7 protein-coding genes are annotated in these 18,370 nt (G+C 62.3%); 2 read left to right on the forward strand and 5 right to left on the reverse strand.

What is annotated here, in order from left to right; genetic code table 11:
• Positions 1-44: 44 nt before the first annotated feature.
• From LAN70_08715 to LAN70_08730, 4 genes are all read right to left on the reverse strand, one after another.
• Entirely contained in the window at positions 45-11,570 is an 11,526-nt protein-coding gene (locus LAN70_08715) for a choice-of-anchor D domain-containing protein (protein MBZ5511241.1), read from the reverse strand.
• A gap of 203 nt (positions 11,571-11,773) precedes the next feature.
• Entirely contained in the window at positions 11,774-11,980 is a 207-nt protein-coding gene (locus LAN70_08720) for a PQQ-binding-like beta-propeller repeat protein (GenBank protein ID MBZ5511242.1), read from the reverse strand.
• 67 nt (positions 11,981-12,047) lie between these two features.
• Positions 12,048-12,800, reverse strand: coding sequence for a LytTR family DNA-binding domain-containing protein (locus LAN70_08725; protein MBZ5511243.1), 753 nt, complete (start codon positions 12,798-12,800; stop codon positions 12,048-12,050).
• On the reverse strand, positions 12,797-13,939 hold the full coding sequence (locus LAN70_08730) for a histidine kinase (GenBank protein ID MBZ5511244.1): 1,143 nt from the start codon (positions 13,937-13,939) through the stop codon (positions 12,797-12,799). The genes LAN70_08725 and LAN70_08730 overlap by 4 nt, the downstream gene beginning before the upstream one ends.
• 212 nt (positions 13,940-14,151) lie before the next feature.
• Here LAN70_08730 and LAN70_08735 point away from each other — a divergent pair, with 212 nt between their 5' ends.
• Together LAN70_08735 and ppk1 are read left to right on the forward strand one after the other, a co-directional pair.
• Positions 14,152-14,928, forward strand: coding sequence for a LytTR family transcriptional regulator DNA-binding domain-containing protein (locus LAN70_08735; GenBank protein MBZ5511245.1), 777 nt, complete (start codon positions 14,152-14,154; stop codon positions 14,926-14,928).
• A gap of 257 nt (positions 14,929-15,185) precedes the next feature.
• Positions 15,186-17,351 carry a polyphosphate kinase 1 gene (gene ppk1 / locus LAN70_08740; protein MBZ5511246.1) on the forward strand — a complete coding sequence of 722 codons (2,166 nt, stop codon included), beginning with the start codon at positions 15,186-15,188 and terminating at the stop codon, positions 17,349-17,351.
• A gap of 47 nt (positions 17,352-17,398) precedes the next feature.
• On the opposite strand, the gene LAN70_08745 is transcribed toward ppk1, so the two are convergent.
• On the reverse strand, positions 17,399-18,250 hold the full coding sequence (locus tag LAN70_08745; protein ID MBZ5511247.1) for a response regulator: 852 nt from the start codon (positions 18,248-18,250) through the stop codon (positions 17,399-17,401).
• Positions 18,251-18,370 lie beyond the last annotated feature (120 nt).

The following is an 18,370-nucleotide window of genomic DNA, read 5'->3' on the forward strand; positions in this document are numbered from 1 at the left end:
GTCTCTCCCAAAACCGGGGAGAGACAAGGGTGGGGCAACCGCTATCAGTTCACGGTGATGTTCGCGGTGGCGGAGTGCTGGAGACCGCCCGAGCTGCCGGTGATGGTGATGGTCACGGTGGTGCTCGGAGTGGTGTTGTTCCGGGGAGCGAAGGAGGCGCCGCCGCCGCATCCGGTGTAGAAGATCGCAGTCAGCACCAGCACGATCAGCAACAGAGTCCAGGCGCGTCCGCGTTTGGCGCCGGCAACCACGATGCCCAGCACGCCGAATAACCCGGTCCACATCGCCCACAGGGGACGCGGCGCGCGCCGACCTTGCGCCAGACCGGTGGAGGTCAGGGTGAGGACGGTATTCGCGCCGGAAGCGCCGGGTTGGACCGCCGGCGGGGAGAACTGGCAGGTCATGGAAGCAGGCAGATTGGCGCAGCCCAGCGTGACCAACTGGTCGAAGCTGCCGCCCTTGGGCGTGATGTTCACGTTGAGCGTGGTGGACTGTCCGCGCTTGAGGCTGGCAGAGGAGTCGCTCAAGGCAAGGGCGAAGTCGGAGACGGTGACGTTGACGGCGGCCGGCGCGGAGTCCACTTCCCCGTCGTTGACGATGAGCGTGACTTTGGAGGCGCCGAAGGGCAGGGTGACGGACGGCTTCGCTCCCGTCACGACGCCGTTGCCTTCGGGGAACGGCCCGGTCCAGCGATAGGTGAGCGAGTCACTGTCGGGATCGGTGGAGGATGAGCCATCCAGTACGACCGAAGCGCCCACCACGCTGGTGCCCGATACGGTGCGATCGGCGCCCGCGTTGGCCGCCGGCGGATGGTTCACCGGCTCGAACAGGGCGAACGGCGAGAGCGATGCGGTCAGCGCCGACACGGTGTAGGTGGAAAGATCCATGGCCACAGTGCGGTCCACCCAGGCGCCACCTTCCATGTGGAACAAGTGGACCTGCGCCGGCTTGTGGAACTGAGCCGGCGGGAATCCAAACGACTCGGTGAGCGGCGGATTGTAGAGCGCCGAAGTGCTCAGGTCGAAGGTGGCGGGCTGCGCGCCGGTACGGAAGCCCGAGGGCGGGGTGGCGCCGGCAGTGCGCGTGAGCGACGTGGTGCCGGGCTGAGTAACTTTGGCAAAGGTCACGCGGGCCAGGGTGCCGGAGGGGACGTCGGCGAGTTGCACGGCAACGTTGTCGCCGCTCGGAGTGTTGAAAGAGTCCAGCGGAGGCGTGATCTGGGCGAAATTGTTGACCGGGTTGGGGTCGCCCTCGGTGGCGGACGCGGTGCAATTAATACTCGCCCAGCCGGTGTCCGGCGGCTGCACCTGCTGCGTGACGCCGGTGCTGGCGCCCACCGCCAATGTGCCCAGCGAACACGTCAGGGATGCGCCGGAATAAGTGCAAGTGCCATACGGAGTGCTGTAGCCGAGGTACACGTAACGGTAGTAGGCGCAGGTCATGGAGACGTTGGTGGCCGGCGAAGGCCCGTTGTTGGTCACCATCATGGTGTAAGCCGGCGTGCCGTTGACGGTGGTGGGCGCGCTGGCGCCGACGATGGCGAGATCGGCGGCCAGCACAGCCGAGGTCAGGGTCAAGCTGTTGTTCGAGATCAGTGGATCGGTCTCGTTGCCCGACGCCGTGCCCGTCGCCGGGAAGCTGGCGACGGCAGTGGCGGTCATGGTGACGGTGACGGTCGCGGCGCTTCCCTTGGCCAGGTTTCCGATGTTGCAGGCAAGCGGGCCCGTGCCGGTGCAAGTGCCGGCGGTGGTGGCAACCGAATTCAACGTCGCGTTAGCGGCGGGAGGCAGGGCGATGTTGAGCGCTACGCCGGTGGCGGGCGAAGGCCCGCCGTTAGTCACGACGAAGGTGTAGGTGAAGCTGCCGCCGGGCAGAATGGACGCCGGACTTACCGTGCCGGTCACGGCGAGATCGGTTTGCGGACCGGTGCCGGCGCCGCTCAAAGTCACGCTGTGCGGGCTTCCGCCGGCGCTGTCGGTGATGGTGATGGCGCCGTTCTCGGGCGCGACCACCGAAGGCGTAAACGTGACGGTAAGGGTGCAGAACGAACCGGCGCCGAGGGTCGCCGGGCAATTATCGCTTTCCGCGAAATCGGCGCTGGACACGATGGAGGTAATGGTGAGCGCGGCATTGCCCGTGTTGGTGAAGGCCACCGATTGCGGAGCACTGGTCAAACCGATAGGCAAACTGCCGAATGACAACGAGGGAGGCGACAGTTGCACCTGGGGTCCGGTGCCGACGCCGGTCAGCGCGGCGCTTTGGGGACCGGCGTTACTGGTCACGGTGATGGAACCATTCCGCGTTCCCGCTCCGGCGGGAGTGAAGGTGACGCTGATGGTGCAACTCACCGAAGCCGCCAGCGAGGACGGGCAGTTGTTGGTCTGAGCAAATTCGGAGCTGGCGGTGATGGCGGAAATCAGCAACGCGTTGGTGCCCGAGCTGGTCAAGGTCAGGGGCAGCGAAGAACTGGTAGTACCCAGGCTGATGGTGCCGAAATTCAGGCTGGGCGGATTGAAGGTGACCGCCGGCCCCAGGCCGATGCCGCTCAGCGGCACCTGGTGCGGGCTGCTGGCGGTGTTGTCGTAGATGAGCAGCGTGCCATTTCGCGTCCCCACACCGCCGGGCGTAAAGGTCACTGAAATCGTGCAGTTAGAACCAGTAGCTAAAGTAGCGGGACAGGTATTGGTCTGGCTGTAATCGCCGCTGCCGCTGAAGGTGATGTTGCTGATGGTGAGAGCGGTGCTGCCGGTGCTGGACAAGGTGACGGTCTGCGCCGGGCTGGCGGTACCGACGGTGACGCTGCCGAAATTCAGCGATGCCGGACTCAATCCCGCGACCGGCCCGAAACCAACGCCGGTCAGATCCATGACCGCTGCGCCTCCGTTGATTCCATTGGTGTAGACATACAGCGCTCCGTCTTGCCTGGCGGCGGCGGTCGGGTTGAAGACAACCGTGATGGTGCAACTGGCGGCGGGCGCAAGCGTGGATGCGCAGTTGTTGGTCTGGCTGTACGGCGGGGTGTTGATCTGGAAGCCGGTGATGTTCATGGTCACGTTGCCGGTGTTGGTCAGCGTGACGGCTGGGCCGGTGGTGGGCGTACCGACGGCAACGGAGCCGAAATCAAGCGAGGTAGGACTGAACGTGGGTTGCGCGCCGAGGCCGACGCCGGTGGTCGAAATGGAATGCGGGCTGCCCGCTGCGCTGTCGGAGATGCTGATGCTGCCGGCTTGTGTGCCGATGACGGTGGGAACGAAGGAGACGTTAATGGTGCAACTGGCGCCGGCGTCGAGGCTGTTGCCGCAGTTGTTGGTCTGCGCGTAACCGGCAGTGGGCTGGATGCTGCTGATGGCCAGCGGGCCGCCACCGCTGTTGGTCAGGGTGACGGGCTGCGATGCCGAGGACGTGCCCACATTCTGGCTGGCAAAGGTGAGGGGAGTAGCGGGCGAGGTGGCCGGGGAAAGCGTGACCGCGGGCAGACCGATGCCGGTGCCGCTGACGGGGACGGTTTGCTGGCCGGCGCCGGCGTTGTCGTTGATGGTGATGGTGGCCGACCGGGTGCCGACCGCGGTGGGGGTGAAAGTGACGTTGATCGAGCAGCTACCGTTGGTCGGCAGCGTGCTCGGACTCAGAGGGCAGTTGCTGGTCTTGGTGAAATCTCCGGCGGTGATGTCGATGGATGAGATGGTCATCGCCGAGCCGGAATTGGAGATGACAATTGATTGCTGCGCGCTGGCGACGCCGACCTGCTGGTTGCTGAAGATGAGGCTGGCGGGACTCACCGAGATGGAGGGCGAGCCCACACCCGTGCCGGAAAGACCGACGATGTGCGGACTACCTGCCGCGCTATCGGTGATGGTGAGCGTCCCACTCTGCGCGCCGCTGGCGGCGGGCGTGAAGGTGACGGTGATGGCGCAATTGGCAAGGGCGTTCACCGTGGCGGGACAGTTATTGGCCGCGACCGCGAACTGCGGGCTGGCAGCGACGCTGGTGATGGTGAGCGCCGCGTTGCCCTGGTTGGTCAGGGTCACAGTTTGCGGCGTGCTGGGAACGTTCACTGCCTGGTTTCCGAAAGCGACCGAGGTGGGCGAGAGCGCAACCAGCGGGCTCGCCGCCAGGGCGTTTCCGGTAATGTTCACCGATTGCGAGCCGCTGGCATCGTTGTCGGTGATCACCAGCGTCGCGCTGCGCGTGCCGGGGCCGGAAACTGCAGACGGAGTAAAGGTGACGTAGATCGCGCAGGAGCTATTCACGGCCAAAGTAGCTCCGCAGGAACCAGCGGGGGTCAACGTGTAGTCGGCTGTCGCAGGAGCAAAAGCAATGCTGCTGATGGTCAGCGGCGCTGTCCCGGTATTGCTCAAAGTGAAGTACTGATATGCGCTGCTGCTGCCGATGTTCTGCGAGGCGAATACGAGGTTGTTGGTGGACAGGGTCGCGATCGGAAATGGATTGACGCCGGTACCGTTGAGGGTGATGGTGCGCGGGCTGCCGGCGCCGGTATCGGTGATGGTGATGCTGCCAGGGCGCGCGCCGGTGGCGGTGGGCTTGAAGTAGACGTAAAACACGCAGCTCTGAGTGCTGTAGATGTAGGACCCCGTGCCACACCCGCTGACCTGGTAGTCGCCGCTGACGGCGAAGTTGGTGATGTTGATGTAATTCGTGCTCTGGTTTACCAGGTAGACGTACTGGACCGGGCTGGTGCTTCCCACCGCCTGGTTTCCAAAGGTGAGGCTGGATTGCGAGAGCTGCACTGCCGAGTTGGCGGCAACGCCGGTTCCGGCCAGCGCAATGCTACGCGGGCTGCCGGTGGCGGTATCGGTGACGGTGAGGGCGCCGGACACGGGCCCTGAAATCGTCGGGGCAACGGTCACATAGACGTAGCACTGGTTGCCGAAGTTTTGCAGCGTGCCGCAGCCGTTGTAATAAAGAGCGAAACCGGAACCGGTGATGGTGTCGGTGACGTTGGCGCCGGTGATGGTAACCGGAGAATTGCCGGTGCTGGTGACGGCGACATATTGATACGAGCTGGTGGTGCCGACCACCTGGGGCAGGAATTGCAGGTTGCCCGGAATCAAGGTGACCGTCGAGGTGGGGGTCTGTCCGTTGCCGCTCAGCGTCACGGTGTGCGTCCGGGCGGCGGAGTCATCGGTGATGGTCAACGTGCCGCTGCGAGGGCCGGTGGCCGTAGGAGTAAACGTCACGTAGATCTGACAGTTGGATTTCGGGGCAATGGCCGCGGGGTTGCAGGTGTACACGTAGGGATTGCCGAAATCGCCGGTGACGTTAACGCTGGAGACATTCAGCGTCACATTGCCGGTGTTGTAGAGCGCTACGGTCTGATAGGCGCTCGTGATGCCGACCGCCTGGTCGGGAAAAGTGAGCGCGGTGGCGCCGACGCGGGCGTCGTGGACAACCGCAACACCGTTGCCGGTGAGAGACACCGGGTAGGCTCCAGCAGAACTATTGATGGTCAGGCTGCCCGTGCGCGCTCCCGTCGCCGTCGGCTGGAAGATCACGTACACATAACAGTACGAGCCCGCAGACACCGAGCCCGTCTGGCAACCGCTGTAGGAAGCAGCGCTAAAGTCGCCCACGGTGGTGATCGGAGTGAACGTGACCGGCGCCGCGCCGGTGTTGTAAACCACAAAGTACTGGTAGTTGCTCGCTGTGTTCACCGGCTGGTCGGCAAAGGCAAGCGCGGTGGCGGTCAGAGTGAGCGTCTTGGTTGCGGGGATGCCGTTGCCTGACAGCGCGACGCTGTGCGGGTTGCCGGTGGCATCGTCGGCAATGTCCAGCGAGCCGGAGCGCAGACCCGCTTGGGAAGGGGTAAAGGTCAGGTACAGATAGCAGGAGCTGTGCGCATATACGGTGGAACACCCGTTGGAGGGCACGGCAAAGTCGCCGTTGGGCGTGATGGACGCGACGGTCACGTTGGTGTTGCCGGAGTTGTAGAGCGTGAGGTACTGCACCGCACTGGTGAAGCCGACAGGTTGATCGGGGAATTGCACCGAGGTGGCGCTGAACGCCAGGTTCTTGACCGGACTCACACCATTGCCGGTGAGGGTGACCACGTGCGGGCTGGCGGGATCGGCCAGGGTATTGATGGTCAATGCGCCGGTGATCGTGGTCGCCGAGGCCGGCTGGAAGACCACGTAAGCGTAGCAGTAGGAACTCGCCTGGATAATGGCCGAATTGCATGAAGTGGAGCTGACCGCGAAATCGGCGGGGGTGATGCTGATGCTGCCGCTGACACTTACCGGGACCGTCCCCTGGTTCCAGAGATACACCAACTGAGCGCTGCTGCTGGTGCCGACGACCTGGTCTGGGAAGGAAAGGGCGGAAGCCGTCAACACCAATTCGGTGGTAGCGGGCTTCGCGTATCCGGACAAATTAATCGCAATGGTGCTGCCCGTGCCGTAGGTGAAGGTAAGCGTCGCGGTGCGCACGCCGCTCGCCGTCGGTGTGAAATTGATGCTGACCGCGCAACTGCCCGTGTTGGGAACCGAGCTGCAATTATTGCTGTTGACCGCGAAGTCCCCCGGCGATGCTGCCACCGAGGAGACGGTCACCGTCGCTCCGCTGTGGTTGACGAAGGTGGCGCTCAACGCCGAGGAAGTCTTCCCTACCACGGTTTGAACGAAGGTGAGGCCGTTGGGCGAAATGGAGACAGCTGGCGTCGTGCTGGTCGGCGTGCCGGTCAACTGCACCGTGTGGTCTATGCCGGTGGAGGAATCGAGCACGGTGATGTTGCCGACTTGAGGGTCGGTTCCGCTGCCCGTATAGGTCACCGATATTCCGCACTGCGTGCCTGCGCTGATGATGCCAACACACCCCGAGCCCTGGAAGAAATTGCTCGCCGTGACGCTGGTCACGTTGACGGGCTGCGTGCCCGTGTTGGTCAGGTACAGGGCTTGCGCCGGCGAGGTGGTTCCGGCCAGGACATTGCCGAAATCCATGGCGGTAGGCGTGAGCGTAAGGCTGGCGCTGGCGGCCAGACCATTGCCATAGAGAGACACGCCGTGCGGACTGCCCGCCGCCGCGTCGGTCATGGTCAGTGTGCCGGTGCGCGGACCTGAGCCGGTCGGCGAGAACGTCACGTATTCAACGCAGTAGGACTGCGCCGGGATTTGTGTGCTGCACCCATTGCTGTAGATGGCGAAATCGCCGCTGATCGCAACATTGCTCACGCCGACGATGGTGTTACCGGGATTGAAGAAATAGATGGGCGAGTAGTTGCTCGTCGTTCCGACCACCTGGTCCAGGAACCCGAGGCTGGACGGAGTGGCGATGACTTCGGTGAAGGGGTTAATACCGTTGCCGATCAAGGTGGCGGTGTGCGGGCTGTTAGGGGCCGAATCCATGATGCTGAACGTGCCGCTTCTCTGCCCCGCCACGGTGGGCGTGAACACTACGTATTCCGTGCAATAGCTTCCCGCATAGATGATGCTGCAGTAATTCGTCACCGTGAAGTCGCCGCTGGCGGTGGGTTGGCTGGTCACGGTGATGTTGGTGTTGCCCGGATTGTAGAGCGTGATGGCTTGTGCCCCGGAAGCGACTCCCAGCACCGTGTCAGGAAATCCCACGATCAGCGGGGTTACCTCGAGGCTGTTCACGCCCGTGAGTCCATTGCCCGACAAGGGAACGGAATGTGGGCTACCGGGCGCGGTGTCGGTGATCGTCAGCGTGTCGGACCGCGGTCCTGCGCTTGTGGGCGCGAACGTGACGTTGACGGTGCAATATCCGAACGCGGGTACGGTGGTGCAGCCGCTCGCCGTGAAGTCTGGGAGACTGGTGGCCAGCTTGGAAATGGTGATGTCGAAGGTGCCCGGATTGTAGAGATATACGGTTGTGTAGGTGGAGGACCCCACGACGGTGTCGTCAAATCCGACGCTGGATGGGGACACAACCAGAGTTTCAACTGCCGTGACACCGTTCCCCGACAAGCCGATGGTTTGCGGACTGCCCGGAGCATCGTCCAGGAGCGTGACCGTGCCGGTGATTGGACCCGTGGTGGTGGGAGTAAAGGTCACGTCGATGTAGCAGGAGGAGCCATGCGGCGCCAGAACGGTAATGCAACCGGTGCTGGTGACGCGGAAATCGTTACCGCTGTCAAACACGCGATCGATGGTGACCGCGGTGTTGCCCTGGTTGGTCACCAGGATCTCCTGTGTTCCCGAGGTGGATCCGACCGCCGAGTCGGGGAACACCATGGCGGCGGGCGAAAACACAAGGCTCCCGACTGCCGGGATTCCGTTTCCCGTCAAGGAAACCGGCACCGCGGCGCCGGCGCTGTTGGGCAGCGTGAAAGTGGCGGAACGAGCGCCGGTTGCGGCAGGTGTGAAGATGAAGCCGAGCGTACAAGAGGAGCCGGGAACAACTGCCGATTGGGGACAGGTGTTGTACGGCACGCTGAAGTCGCCGGGGTTGGCGCCGGCGATGCTCGGCGTCCCGAAAGTGACCGGGACGGTGCCGGTGTTGTAGACGTAGACATACTGCGCGCCGCTGGCGGCGCCGACTGCCTGATCGACAAAGTTGACCGCCGTGGTGCTTAACGTCAACGCCGCCGGGCCAACGCCGGTTCCACTGGAAGCCGTGCCATCCAGGCTCACGTAGAAATAACTGGTGCTCGCCGAGTTGGTCTGAATCAGCAGCGTGCTGCTGAAGTACCCGACGGTGAGCGGCGAGAAGGTGGCCGCCACGCTGCAACTCGCACCCGGCAGCAGCGAGGCCGGGCAGTTGTTGGTCTGGGCAAACTCCGGCTCTCCCGAATAGGTGTAGATGGAGCTGATCGTGGCCGGCAGCGTTCCGATGCTGGTCACCGTGATTACCTGCGTCGAGCTGCTGGTGTTGACCGCCTGAGTTCCAAAATGCAGTGAAGTGGGAGTGACGCTGACCAGCGGCTGGTTCGCTCCGAAGCCGGAAAGCGCGATGGTGGTCGGGTTATTGGTTCCATCATGGTTGATGGTGAGACTGCCGGAAACCTGGCCGGTGTAAGTGGGCGTAAACGTCAACTGAAGAGCGCAACTGCTGCCGCCGGCAATGGAGCCGCCACAACTGTTGGTCTGCGTAAAACCGGGAGTGGTGGTGAACGTGGAGAGGGTCACCGTGGCCGACCCGTAATTGCGCAGATTCAACGTGACGGGCGCACTGGCGATGTTGATCGTCTGGGTGGAGAAATTAATCTTGTACTGGTCGGGAATGACGATGCCGGCATTGGCGGGACTGATTTTGGTGAGGTAGCCACCGGTCGAACCCGGCCCGGTCAACGGAAAATTGGGGGAGTTGGTATTGCCGGCGATAAAGATGTTAGGGGTGGCGAGGCCGTCCAGGGAGACCTGGGGCAGGCGCTGATAGTAATAGTAGTAATAGTAATAATAATAACCGGCATCAATGTTCTCGTCGTAGATGCCGCCGAGGTAGGAAGAAAACAGAGCGCTGGAACCGTCGCCGCTGACCTCGACGATAAAGGCGTCGGAATTGCCGCCGAGCGTCTTCTGGATTGCGTTTGCGGTGGTGGGGAAATCGTTGGCGGTAGTGAAGCCGCCGACATAGACGTTGCATGCGCTGGCGCATCCGGCGGGAACCGCAACCGAGGTGGGAGTCACAAGCCCGCTGGGGCCGCTTAGGAAAGTGGAATAAACCAGCGCGGAACCGGACGGGTTGAGTACGCTCAGGAAACCGAACGGGAATGTGGTCTGGTACGCGCCCGTGGTGGCCGGAAAATCTCCGTAATTAGGGTCACCGACGACATAGGCGTTTCCGGAAGTGTCGGCAGCAATGTCGGCTCCGTTGCCGTATCCAAGATACGCAATGTACTGGGTGGCGCCGGCCGCATTCAGCTTCACCACGTACGCGCCGCCATAGACGACGTACACACCGTCATAGGTGAACGCACCCGGCGTGGTGGTGAGCGTTTGGGCCTGCACCAGAGCGTAAATGTTGCCGCTACCATCCGCCGCTACGCCCTGCCCGAAAGACGAATAGGTTCCGGGCACAACGGTGGAGTAAAGCAGCGAAGCGACGCCGCTGAGAGTGGGATCGAACTTGGCGACGAATGCGGTTTCGCTGCCGGTCAGGGTGACGCCGCTGGTGTTGGGAAAGTCCGTGGAGTAGGTGAATCCGGTAATCACCGGCAATGGGTGCGCGCCACTGTTGTCCAGGGCGAGCGCGACCGCGGAATCAACCGAACTGCCTTGCAGGTAGGTGGAATAAACCAGGGTGGAGCCGGTGGGATCCAACACCGTCAAGTAAGCATGCGCTCCGGAGCCGGAAACGGGCTGATAGGCCGTGGAGGTGGTCGGAAAGCCCGGTCCGGTTGTGCCCGTAAGGTACAGGTTCCCGGTGTTGTCCACGACCGCGCTGGCAGCATTTGCCCCATAGCCAGAGCCGATGCTGGTCTGATACAGCATGGTGGCGCCGTCGGTTGCCAGCTTGGTGACCTGGAGGATGCCGGAGGCGGAAGTCACGTACGCGTTGCCGGCGCTGTCGGTCGCCATGGAACCGAGGTATCCATAAGTGGCGGTGGTGGACGTGGAATAGCTCAGGACCGGATCGATGACCAGGGCGCGGCGGTGGTCATAGGCGCCCAGGTCGAAGCGCACCAGGGTGCCGCCATCGCTGGCCTGAACATGATAAGAACCGGTGACGTACTGGCGCCCGTACTGATCCGACTGGTAGATAACCGGTTTCATGAACCTGAGTTCGGTGCCGCCGGCTTGCAGCACCAGATCGCCAGAGTCGGCCAGGGTGACGGCGGAGGTGTCGAAGCGCCAGGCAATCTGCCCGGCATCGGCGCCGGGCGCCACCGTAAAGTCGTACTCCAGTCGATTGCCGGCGCCGTGGAAAACGACATCAATGCCGCGGTAGACGTTGCCATAAAGCACGCCCGCATAAGTGGGCACGCCGGTGATCCAGGTGGCCGGATCCGAAGCACGCAGGTAGTTGGCTTTGCCCGGCAGCTCGCCCACGGCACTCAACTGCGGATGTTCGCTGGCGCCGAGAAGTTCAAGACCGACGGTGGTTTCACGCCCGGCTGAAGCCGGCGGCAGCATCGGCCCGGTGGAGCGCGATGCAGGCATTTCCGGGCGGGAAAATAAGTTGATCGTCAGTGCCCGGTCCTGCAGTTGGACATCGTAGCCGGGAGCGCGGGCGATATATCGCACATCGCCGGCGGCCTGACCGCGGTTCGGTTGAAAGTTGATGGGCACCAGAGCGGTGCTGGTTCGAGGCTTCGATAATTGCGGCAGCGGGTTGGGCGCCGGCGGCTTGGCCGCTTGCATCAGTAATGAGGAAGCATGCGCGGACGAAGGCGGGCCGGGGAGGATGACCAGGCTCGTACTGGGATGCGAATTGGGGGTGGGCGGCGGAGCCGGCGCCGCCTGAACGGATAACGCTGCACCGTTGTGCCCGCCCACGGTGGCCGGAACGGATGCCGGTTGGCGTGAATCGCCGCGGCGCAAATCCCCCTGGAAAAGACCCGGTACACCCAGGCTGACGATCAGCGCCGCGGTCGCGAGGCAGATTACGAAGGTCGTGAGAATCAGTTTCCTGCCGCGGCTGAATACAATGTTCATTACACCCCTCTTGAAGTCCGCCGAGCCGACAGACCAAGGCACACCGATACCAACTGAATTGAATACGGGCCGAAAACCTGGAGAAAATAACGGCCCGGGGGGGCCTAGAAGATAGTACGGTTTGCCGCCGCCTTCAACTGCAAAACCGTCCAAAACGGGACGCAGCGGTACAAATTCCCGGAAAGAAGCGAGATGACCATCCGTTACTGCCGAGCGTAGACATTGCCGTCCATGCTGCCGAAATAGACGACGCCGTGATCGACGGCCGGCGAGGAAAGAATGGCGCCGATGGAGATAAAGCGATAAAAATCGAGGTACATATCCTCGAAGTCGCCGAACACCGGCGCGAAGGCTTCTTGCCGCAAGCTGCCATCGGGGTTGAGGACCTTCATCGAAAAGCGCTTGCTCATCCCGTGACAAGACCGCGGCGCCGTTCGTCACAGGACGAAACGCGGGTGCAATGGATGCCAAACCGCGTCAGATGGCGGTTTTGAGGATGGAAGCGAGGTTATCGCGATAACCGCGGCTGGAAGGCAGTTCCTTGCCGCTCTGCAGGCGAACCATGTATTCGCCGCTGTTGCACGGTTGGACGCCGCGGATCTTGGCCAGATTGACGATGAAGGAACGATGAATGCGGAGGAACTGCATCGGGTTGAGCTTTCTCTCCAGCTCATTCATGGTGTGGCGGACCAGGAACGACTGCGAACCGGTATGGATTTCGGCGTAGTTGGAAGCGGCTTCGATCCAGTCAATCTCCTTGGCGTCGAAAAACAGGATTCTGCCCTCCGATTTCACCAGAAAGCGATCGATGCCATCGGAGGCTTTCTGAAAGGTGTCGGTGGTGTGCCCGGAGGGCGTGGATTGCAGCAGGCGCGACTTGATCCTGCGTATGCAGCGCCCGAGCCGCTCTTCGTCAAAAGGCTTCAACAGGTAGTCGAGCACCTCCGCCTCGAACGCCTGGACGGCGTAATTGGAGTAGGCAGTGGTCAGGACTACCAGCGGGCGGGTGACGGGATCAATGGAATTGAGCGCGGCGAAGCCATCCACCTCCGGCATCTGCACGTCCAGGAACATCACCTGCGGCCGGTGCAAATAAATCGCCTGGATCGCTTCGCGGCCGGTACTGCACTCCTGCACGATGCGAAACATGGGATCGCGGCCGAGGAGCATGCGGAGTTTTTCCCGCGCTAGGGGTTCGTCATCCACGATCAGGGTTGCGATCTCGTTCATGACGTGGTTTCGTACTCCACCGCACGCGCTTCGAAGAGCGCGCCCACGTCGTCAACCGGAATGAACAGCTCCTGCCGCGCGCCGTGCGGTTGCAGGTTTTGCATGCTGAGGCGCGCGCGGAAGGCGTACAAACGCTGCAGTCGCTCGCGGACGTTGCTCGTGCCCACGCCCTCGGGAACGCCATTCCTGGCGAAGCCGGGACCGTTGTCCTCCACCGCGATCACCAGGCCACCGCGTTGCTTGTAAACCTTGATCGCAATGCAGCCGCCACCGGAGAGCTTGGATGTGCCGTGCTTGATGGCGTTCTCCACCAGCGGCTGGAGGATGAGATTGGGAACGTCAACGGCGAGCGTGCCGGGCTCGATGGAGAAGCTGGTTTGCAGCCGGTCGGAAAAGCGAATGCGCTCGATTTCGAGGTACTTCATGACGTACTGCAGCTCCTCCTGCAGCGGCACCGTCACCACCTCGGTGGTTTCAAGCGAGAGGCGCAGTAGATCGCTGAGTTGGGAGATGATGCGGTCCGCCCGGGGCGGATCGCTGTAGATGAGGGCGGAGATGGAGTGCAGCGCGTTGAACAGGAAATGGGGATGCAACTGCATTTTCAGCAGGCGAAACTGCGACTCCGACAATTGCTGCTTCAATTCGGAAGCTTTGAGTTCCTCTTCGCGCATGCCGCGGTAATAGGCGTACAAGGCGCCGCCCAGCAGCACCGGCAGGTAATACTTGAGCGCGCTATTCAACAAAATGACGCCGAAGGTTTTGGTGGTAAAAAATGGCTTCCACGTCAAGGTGTTGCCGTACATGGGCCACCACTTGAGATTCACCAGCCCGACTACGCCGTAGAAAAAGCTGCCCAGGAAACAGTACAGGCCAAGATGGATGGCAACCGCCGAGAGCGTGTTGCGGCCGGAGCGGCGTATCCAATCCATGACATGCAGGACCAGCGGCGCGACCAGGGCCCAATAGAGAAACAGGGTGAGCTGCGCCGCCACGTTCCAGATCCAGATCACGAGCGCCTGGTGCTCGTCCATGGCGGCGACGTCACGGACGGCCGTCAGCAATGCCAGCACCAGGGCGAATAGCACGGCCCATTTCATCTGCACTTCGACTTTTGCGAGGGCCTGCTTCCAGGCGTTCATAGATTTCTTATCGGCCAGCAGGTACACCAGTGCTGATTGGACGTGCCGGCCGTCCTTTCGGTATCACGAAATGACATTGAAACACCGAACCGTCCCAGGGACTCGGCTGGATCAAGGGGTTCGCGTCGCAAATCCTGTTATCCGTCCCAGGGCGCACGACAAATTGACATCCCGAACGTCATAGTCGCCATAACACCGTGAGGATGCCAGTTATGTTCGACCCCGGGCCACTGACTCCGCGACGCCGCTCGAAGATGCGCGCGGTGATCTCCGATTACGACCTTTCACGCCGCGGGCTGTTGCGGCGAATGGTCGAAAGCGACCCGGCCTACGATGTCGTCGCTGAAACCGGAAGCGGCGACGAATGTGCCGGCGTGCTCGCGCGCGAGTTGCCGGAACTGGCGATTTGCAGCACCGCCTGCGCGCCGGCGCTTGCCGGGATGCAGCCGGCGCTCCCGGTGATGATCACCATCGCCGGCGGCCCGGTGGCGTCAGAACGCGTGGTGTGCGACGTAGCCGTGCCGCTGCGCGAGGCGGAGATGGCCGAGGCACTGGCGCTGGCGGCGTCACGCATTTTGCAGATCAAGGTGGAGGACCTGTCCACCCTGCTCGGCGCTTACCTGGCGCACGGGGAAAATGCCGGCTCGCCGGTGAAACAGATTGATGTCGCCGACCAAAACGGGGAGCCGCGTTCGCTCAGCACCGACGACCTCCTCTGGATCAAGGCCGCGGGCAACTATGTCCAGCTCTACACCACGGCGGGCATCTTTGAAATGCGGGAGACGATCAGCAACCTCGCCGCCCGGCTGAAGCCATCGGGTTTCCGGCGCATCCACCGCTGCGTGGTGGTGAACAACCGGGCGATCCGGGAGCGCAACCTGCAGGATGGAAGGTTGACCTCGGTGGTGCTCGACGACGGCACGCACCTGCTGGTCGGCCCGAACTTCCGCCAGCATCCGCCGCTTGAGGGGGAAGAACTCGGCGCCTGACGCCTGCCAATTGCGCGGTTGGCAGCGCCTGACCGTATTTTGCCAGTGTTGTTGTTTTCCATTCGCTCAACCACCTGCACTTTCAGGAAATTATCTTGCGCGCCCATTCGCGGCCCACACCCACACTAATAAAAACTTGACAGCGCTCTCGCGCGCTGTTGCAAGTTCCGTAATGCATTCGGACCAGGGTTTCCGTATGATTACGGTAGTCTGCAGGGATTCCTCGTTTGCGCGGGTACGCCGCAGAGTTCTCCCGTATGTCATCCAAGAGTCTGTCCATTCGCAAGGCGCAGGAGGTCCGCGAGACCGCCGGCAAGATCGTGCCGATTCAATCCCCGGTTCTGGACCATCCGGCTCTCTACATCAATCGCGAACTCAGCCTGCTGGCCTTCCAAAAGCGCGTTCTGGAAGAAGCGGTTGACCCCTCCAATCCGTTGCTGGAACGGGTGCGTTTTCTCTCCATTGTTGGATCCAACCTCGACGAGTTCTTCATGGTGCGGGTGGCCGGATTGATCCGGCAAATGGATGCCGGCTCGGCGGAAGTCGGCCCCGATGGGATGACGGCCCGCGAACAGCTCGACGCGATTCGCGCCGACGTCGCCAAAGTGGTCGCCAGCGCGCAGCGCTGCTTGCATCGGCAGTTGCTTCCGGCGCTCGAACAGGAAGGAATTCATTTCCTGGGGTACGCCGACCTGAATGGCCGGCAGCGTTTGATTACCGACAAGTATTTCTCCGACGTGGTATTCCCGGTCCTGACGCCTCTCGCCTTCGATCCGGGACGGCCGTTTCCCCACATCTCGAATCTCAGCGTCAACCTTGCCGTCGTCATTCGCGACAGCCAAGGGCAGGAACACTTCGCGCGCGTCAAGGTGCCCGACAGCCTGCCGCAAATCATTGCCGTCGACCGGGTGGCGCGCAAGAAAGCGCCGCTCAAATCGCAGGCGTTCATCTGGCTTGAGGACCTGATTGCTTCCAACCTTCAGGCCCTTTTCCCGGGGATGGAAATCGTGGAATCCCACGCGTTTCACGTGACCCGCGATGCTGACCTCGAGATTCAGGAACTGGAGGCCGGCGATTTACTGGAAACCACCGAAGAAAGCCTGCGCCAGCGCCGGTTTGGCGACGTGGTCCGGCTGCAGGTCGGCGTCGGTACCCCGCCGCACATCCTCAAGATTCTGATCAGCAATCTGGAAGTGGACCGCAAGAATGTCTACCGCCTGAAAGGCCGCCTGTCGACCTCGCGGCTCAAGCATCTGGCCGACGTCGACCGCCCCGACCTCAAGTGGCCCAATTTTGTCAGCCGGGTTCCTCCGCCGCTGGAAAACCAAAGCGAAGACGAGGATATTTTTGCGGCGATACGGCGCCGCGACATCCTGCTGCACCATCCCTTTGATTCCTTCACTCCCGTTCTCGATCTCCTGACCAAAGGTGCGCACGACCCGGCTGCCTTGGCCATCAAGATCACGCTGTACCGCGTGGGGCGGAACTCTCCGGTGGTGAGACAGTTGCTGGAGGCCATCGAGGAAGAAACCCAAGTCGCGGCGCTGGTCGAACTCAAAGCCCGCTTCGACGAAGAGAGCAACATCGAATGGGCACGAGCGCTGGAAAATCAAGGCGGTCACGTGGTGTATGGCTTGCCCGGGTTGAAGGTCCACGCCAAAGCCGCGTTGATCGTGCGTCACGAGGGTGACCAGATACGGCGCTACGTCCACCTGGGAACGGGCAATTACAACCCCACCACGGCACACCTCTATACCGACGTGGGGCTGTTGACGTCGGATGAGGACATTGGAGCGGACGTCACTGACCTGTTTAACTACCTTACCGGCTATTCGGCCAAAACGGATTATCGCAAGCTCCTAGTGGCGCCCATCAACATGCGCACTCGATTGGAAGAGCTGATCCGGAGGGAGATGCATCACCAGACGGTCACTGGCAATGGCCGCATCATTCTGAAACTGAATTCTCTGACCGACGCCAAGATGATTCGCCTGTTGTACGAAGCATCGCAGGCGGGCGTGAAGATCGATCTGCTGGTACGGGGGATGTGCTGTCTCCGGCCCGGTTTTCCGGGCGTGGCCGACAACATTCGAGTCATCAGCATCGTCGGCCGTTTCCTCGAGCACAGCCGGATCTTTTACTTTCGCAACGCCGGTGATGAGGTTGTTTATCTCGGCAGCGCGGACTTGATGTCGCGCAACCTCAATCGCAGGGTCGAAATCCTGTTCCCGATCGAGGATCACAGGCTGGTCCGCCATCTGCGCGACCGCGTGCTCGAGGTTTATCTCCAGGATAATGTGAAGGCGCGCGAGATGCAGGCGGACGGAACCTACCCGCGCCGAACTCCTGCCCGTGGCGAATCCCCGGTCAATGCGCAAGAAGAACTGCTGAAGCGCCGCTCAGGCTCGAACGGACTGCGGTGAGCCGACCCTGCTAGTCCTGCGCCACCGTCGCCGCGGCGTTTGCCAGATCAAGCGAGGTATTTCACCAGCACAACTTCGTTCTGCGCCTCGTTGTACAGCATCTCATCGGCCAGGGCCTGCACCATCGCCAAGCCCAGGCCGCCCGGACGAATCCCCTTTGCCTCGCGGACCGCATCCGATGCCAGCGCGCCCGCGGGATTCGACACCGCGGCGTGGGTCAGTCCTTCGAAACGGAAGCCGGGGCCGGGATCGGCGATGCGGTAAAACAGCATGCGTGGCGTACGAAGGCAGGCGAGGCGGACGCGGCGCGACGGATCCAGACCACCTCCCCACTCCACGGCATTCATCAGGAGCTCGCGAAAGGCCTGCGCCACCGGCTCCATGAGTTCCAAGCCGAGGTCGGCATCGAGCTGGCGGACGAAGTGTTCGATCCGTTCGGCGGAGTCGCGCGTGCAAGGAATGGATAACTCCACCCACTCCCGTTTTGCCGATACGACTTCAATGGCGGGATCGGTTTTGGCGCTCAGCGCGCGCGTGACCAACTCCGCCAGTTCTGGCGCGGTAAACGGCTTGCGGAGGTAGTCGTAAGTATTCTGCCGGATGGCGCGCAGCAGGCTTTCCGGCGTGTCGTCGGCGGTGATCACGATCACGCGAAAAGCGCCGCCCATCTGGCGCAGCCTGGCCAGGACCTCCAGACCATTGATATCCGGCAAGCCCAGGTCCAGCAGGATCAGGTCGAAGGAGCGCTCTGCGATCTGCCGCAAACCCTCGCCCGCCGTCTCACAGGAGACGATCTCCACGGGCAGCGAGCGAAGCGCATGGCCGACAAAATCGTGGACCATGGGATCGTCGTCTACCACCAGCAGTTGTTTTCGCGGCGCGGGAGGGCCGGTCGCCATAGCTGTGGACCTTTCTGCTCGGTCTGCGGGCCTGGGTGCGGACACGCGCCGGGATGCGCATCCCTTGAAGCAGCCGGAGTGCAGTATTAGCATTGTTCGCGCGCCCGTGCAATAATCTCT

It is taken from the genome of Terriglobia bacterium (assembly GCA_020072845.1).
In the GTDB taxonomy this organism is placed as follows: domain Bacteria; phylum Acidobacteriota; class Terriglobia; order Terriglobales; family Acidobacteriaceae; genus JAIQGF01.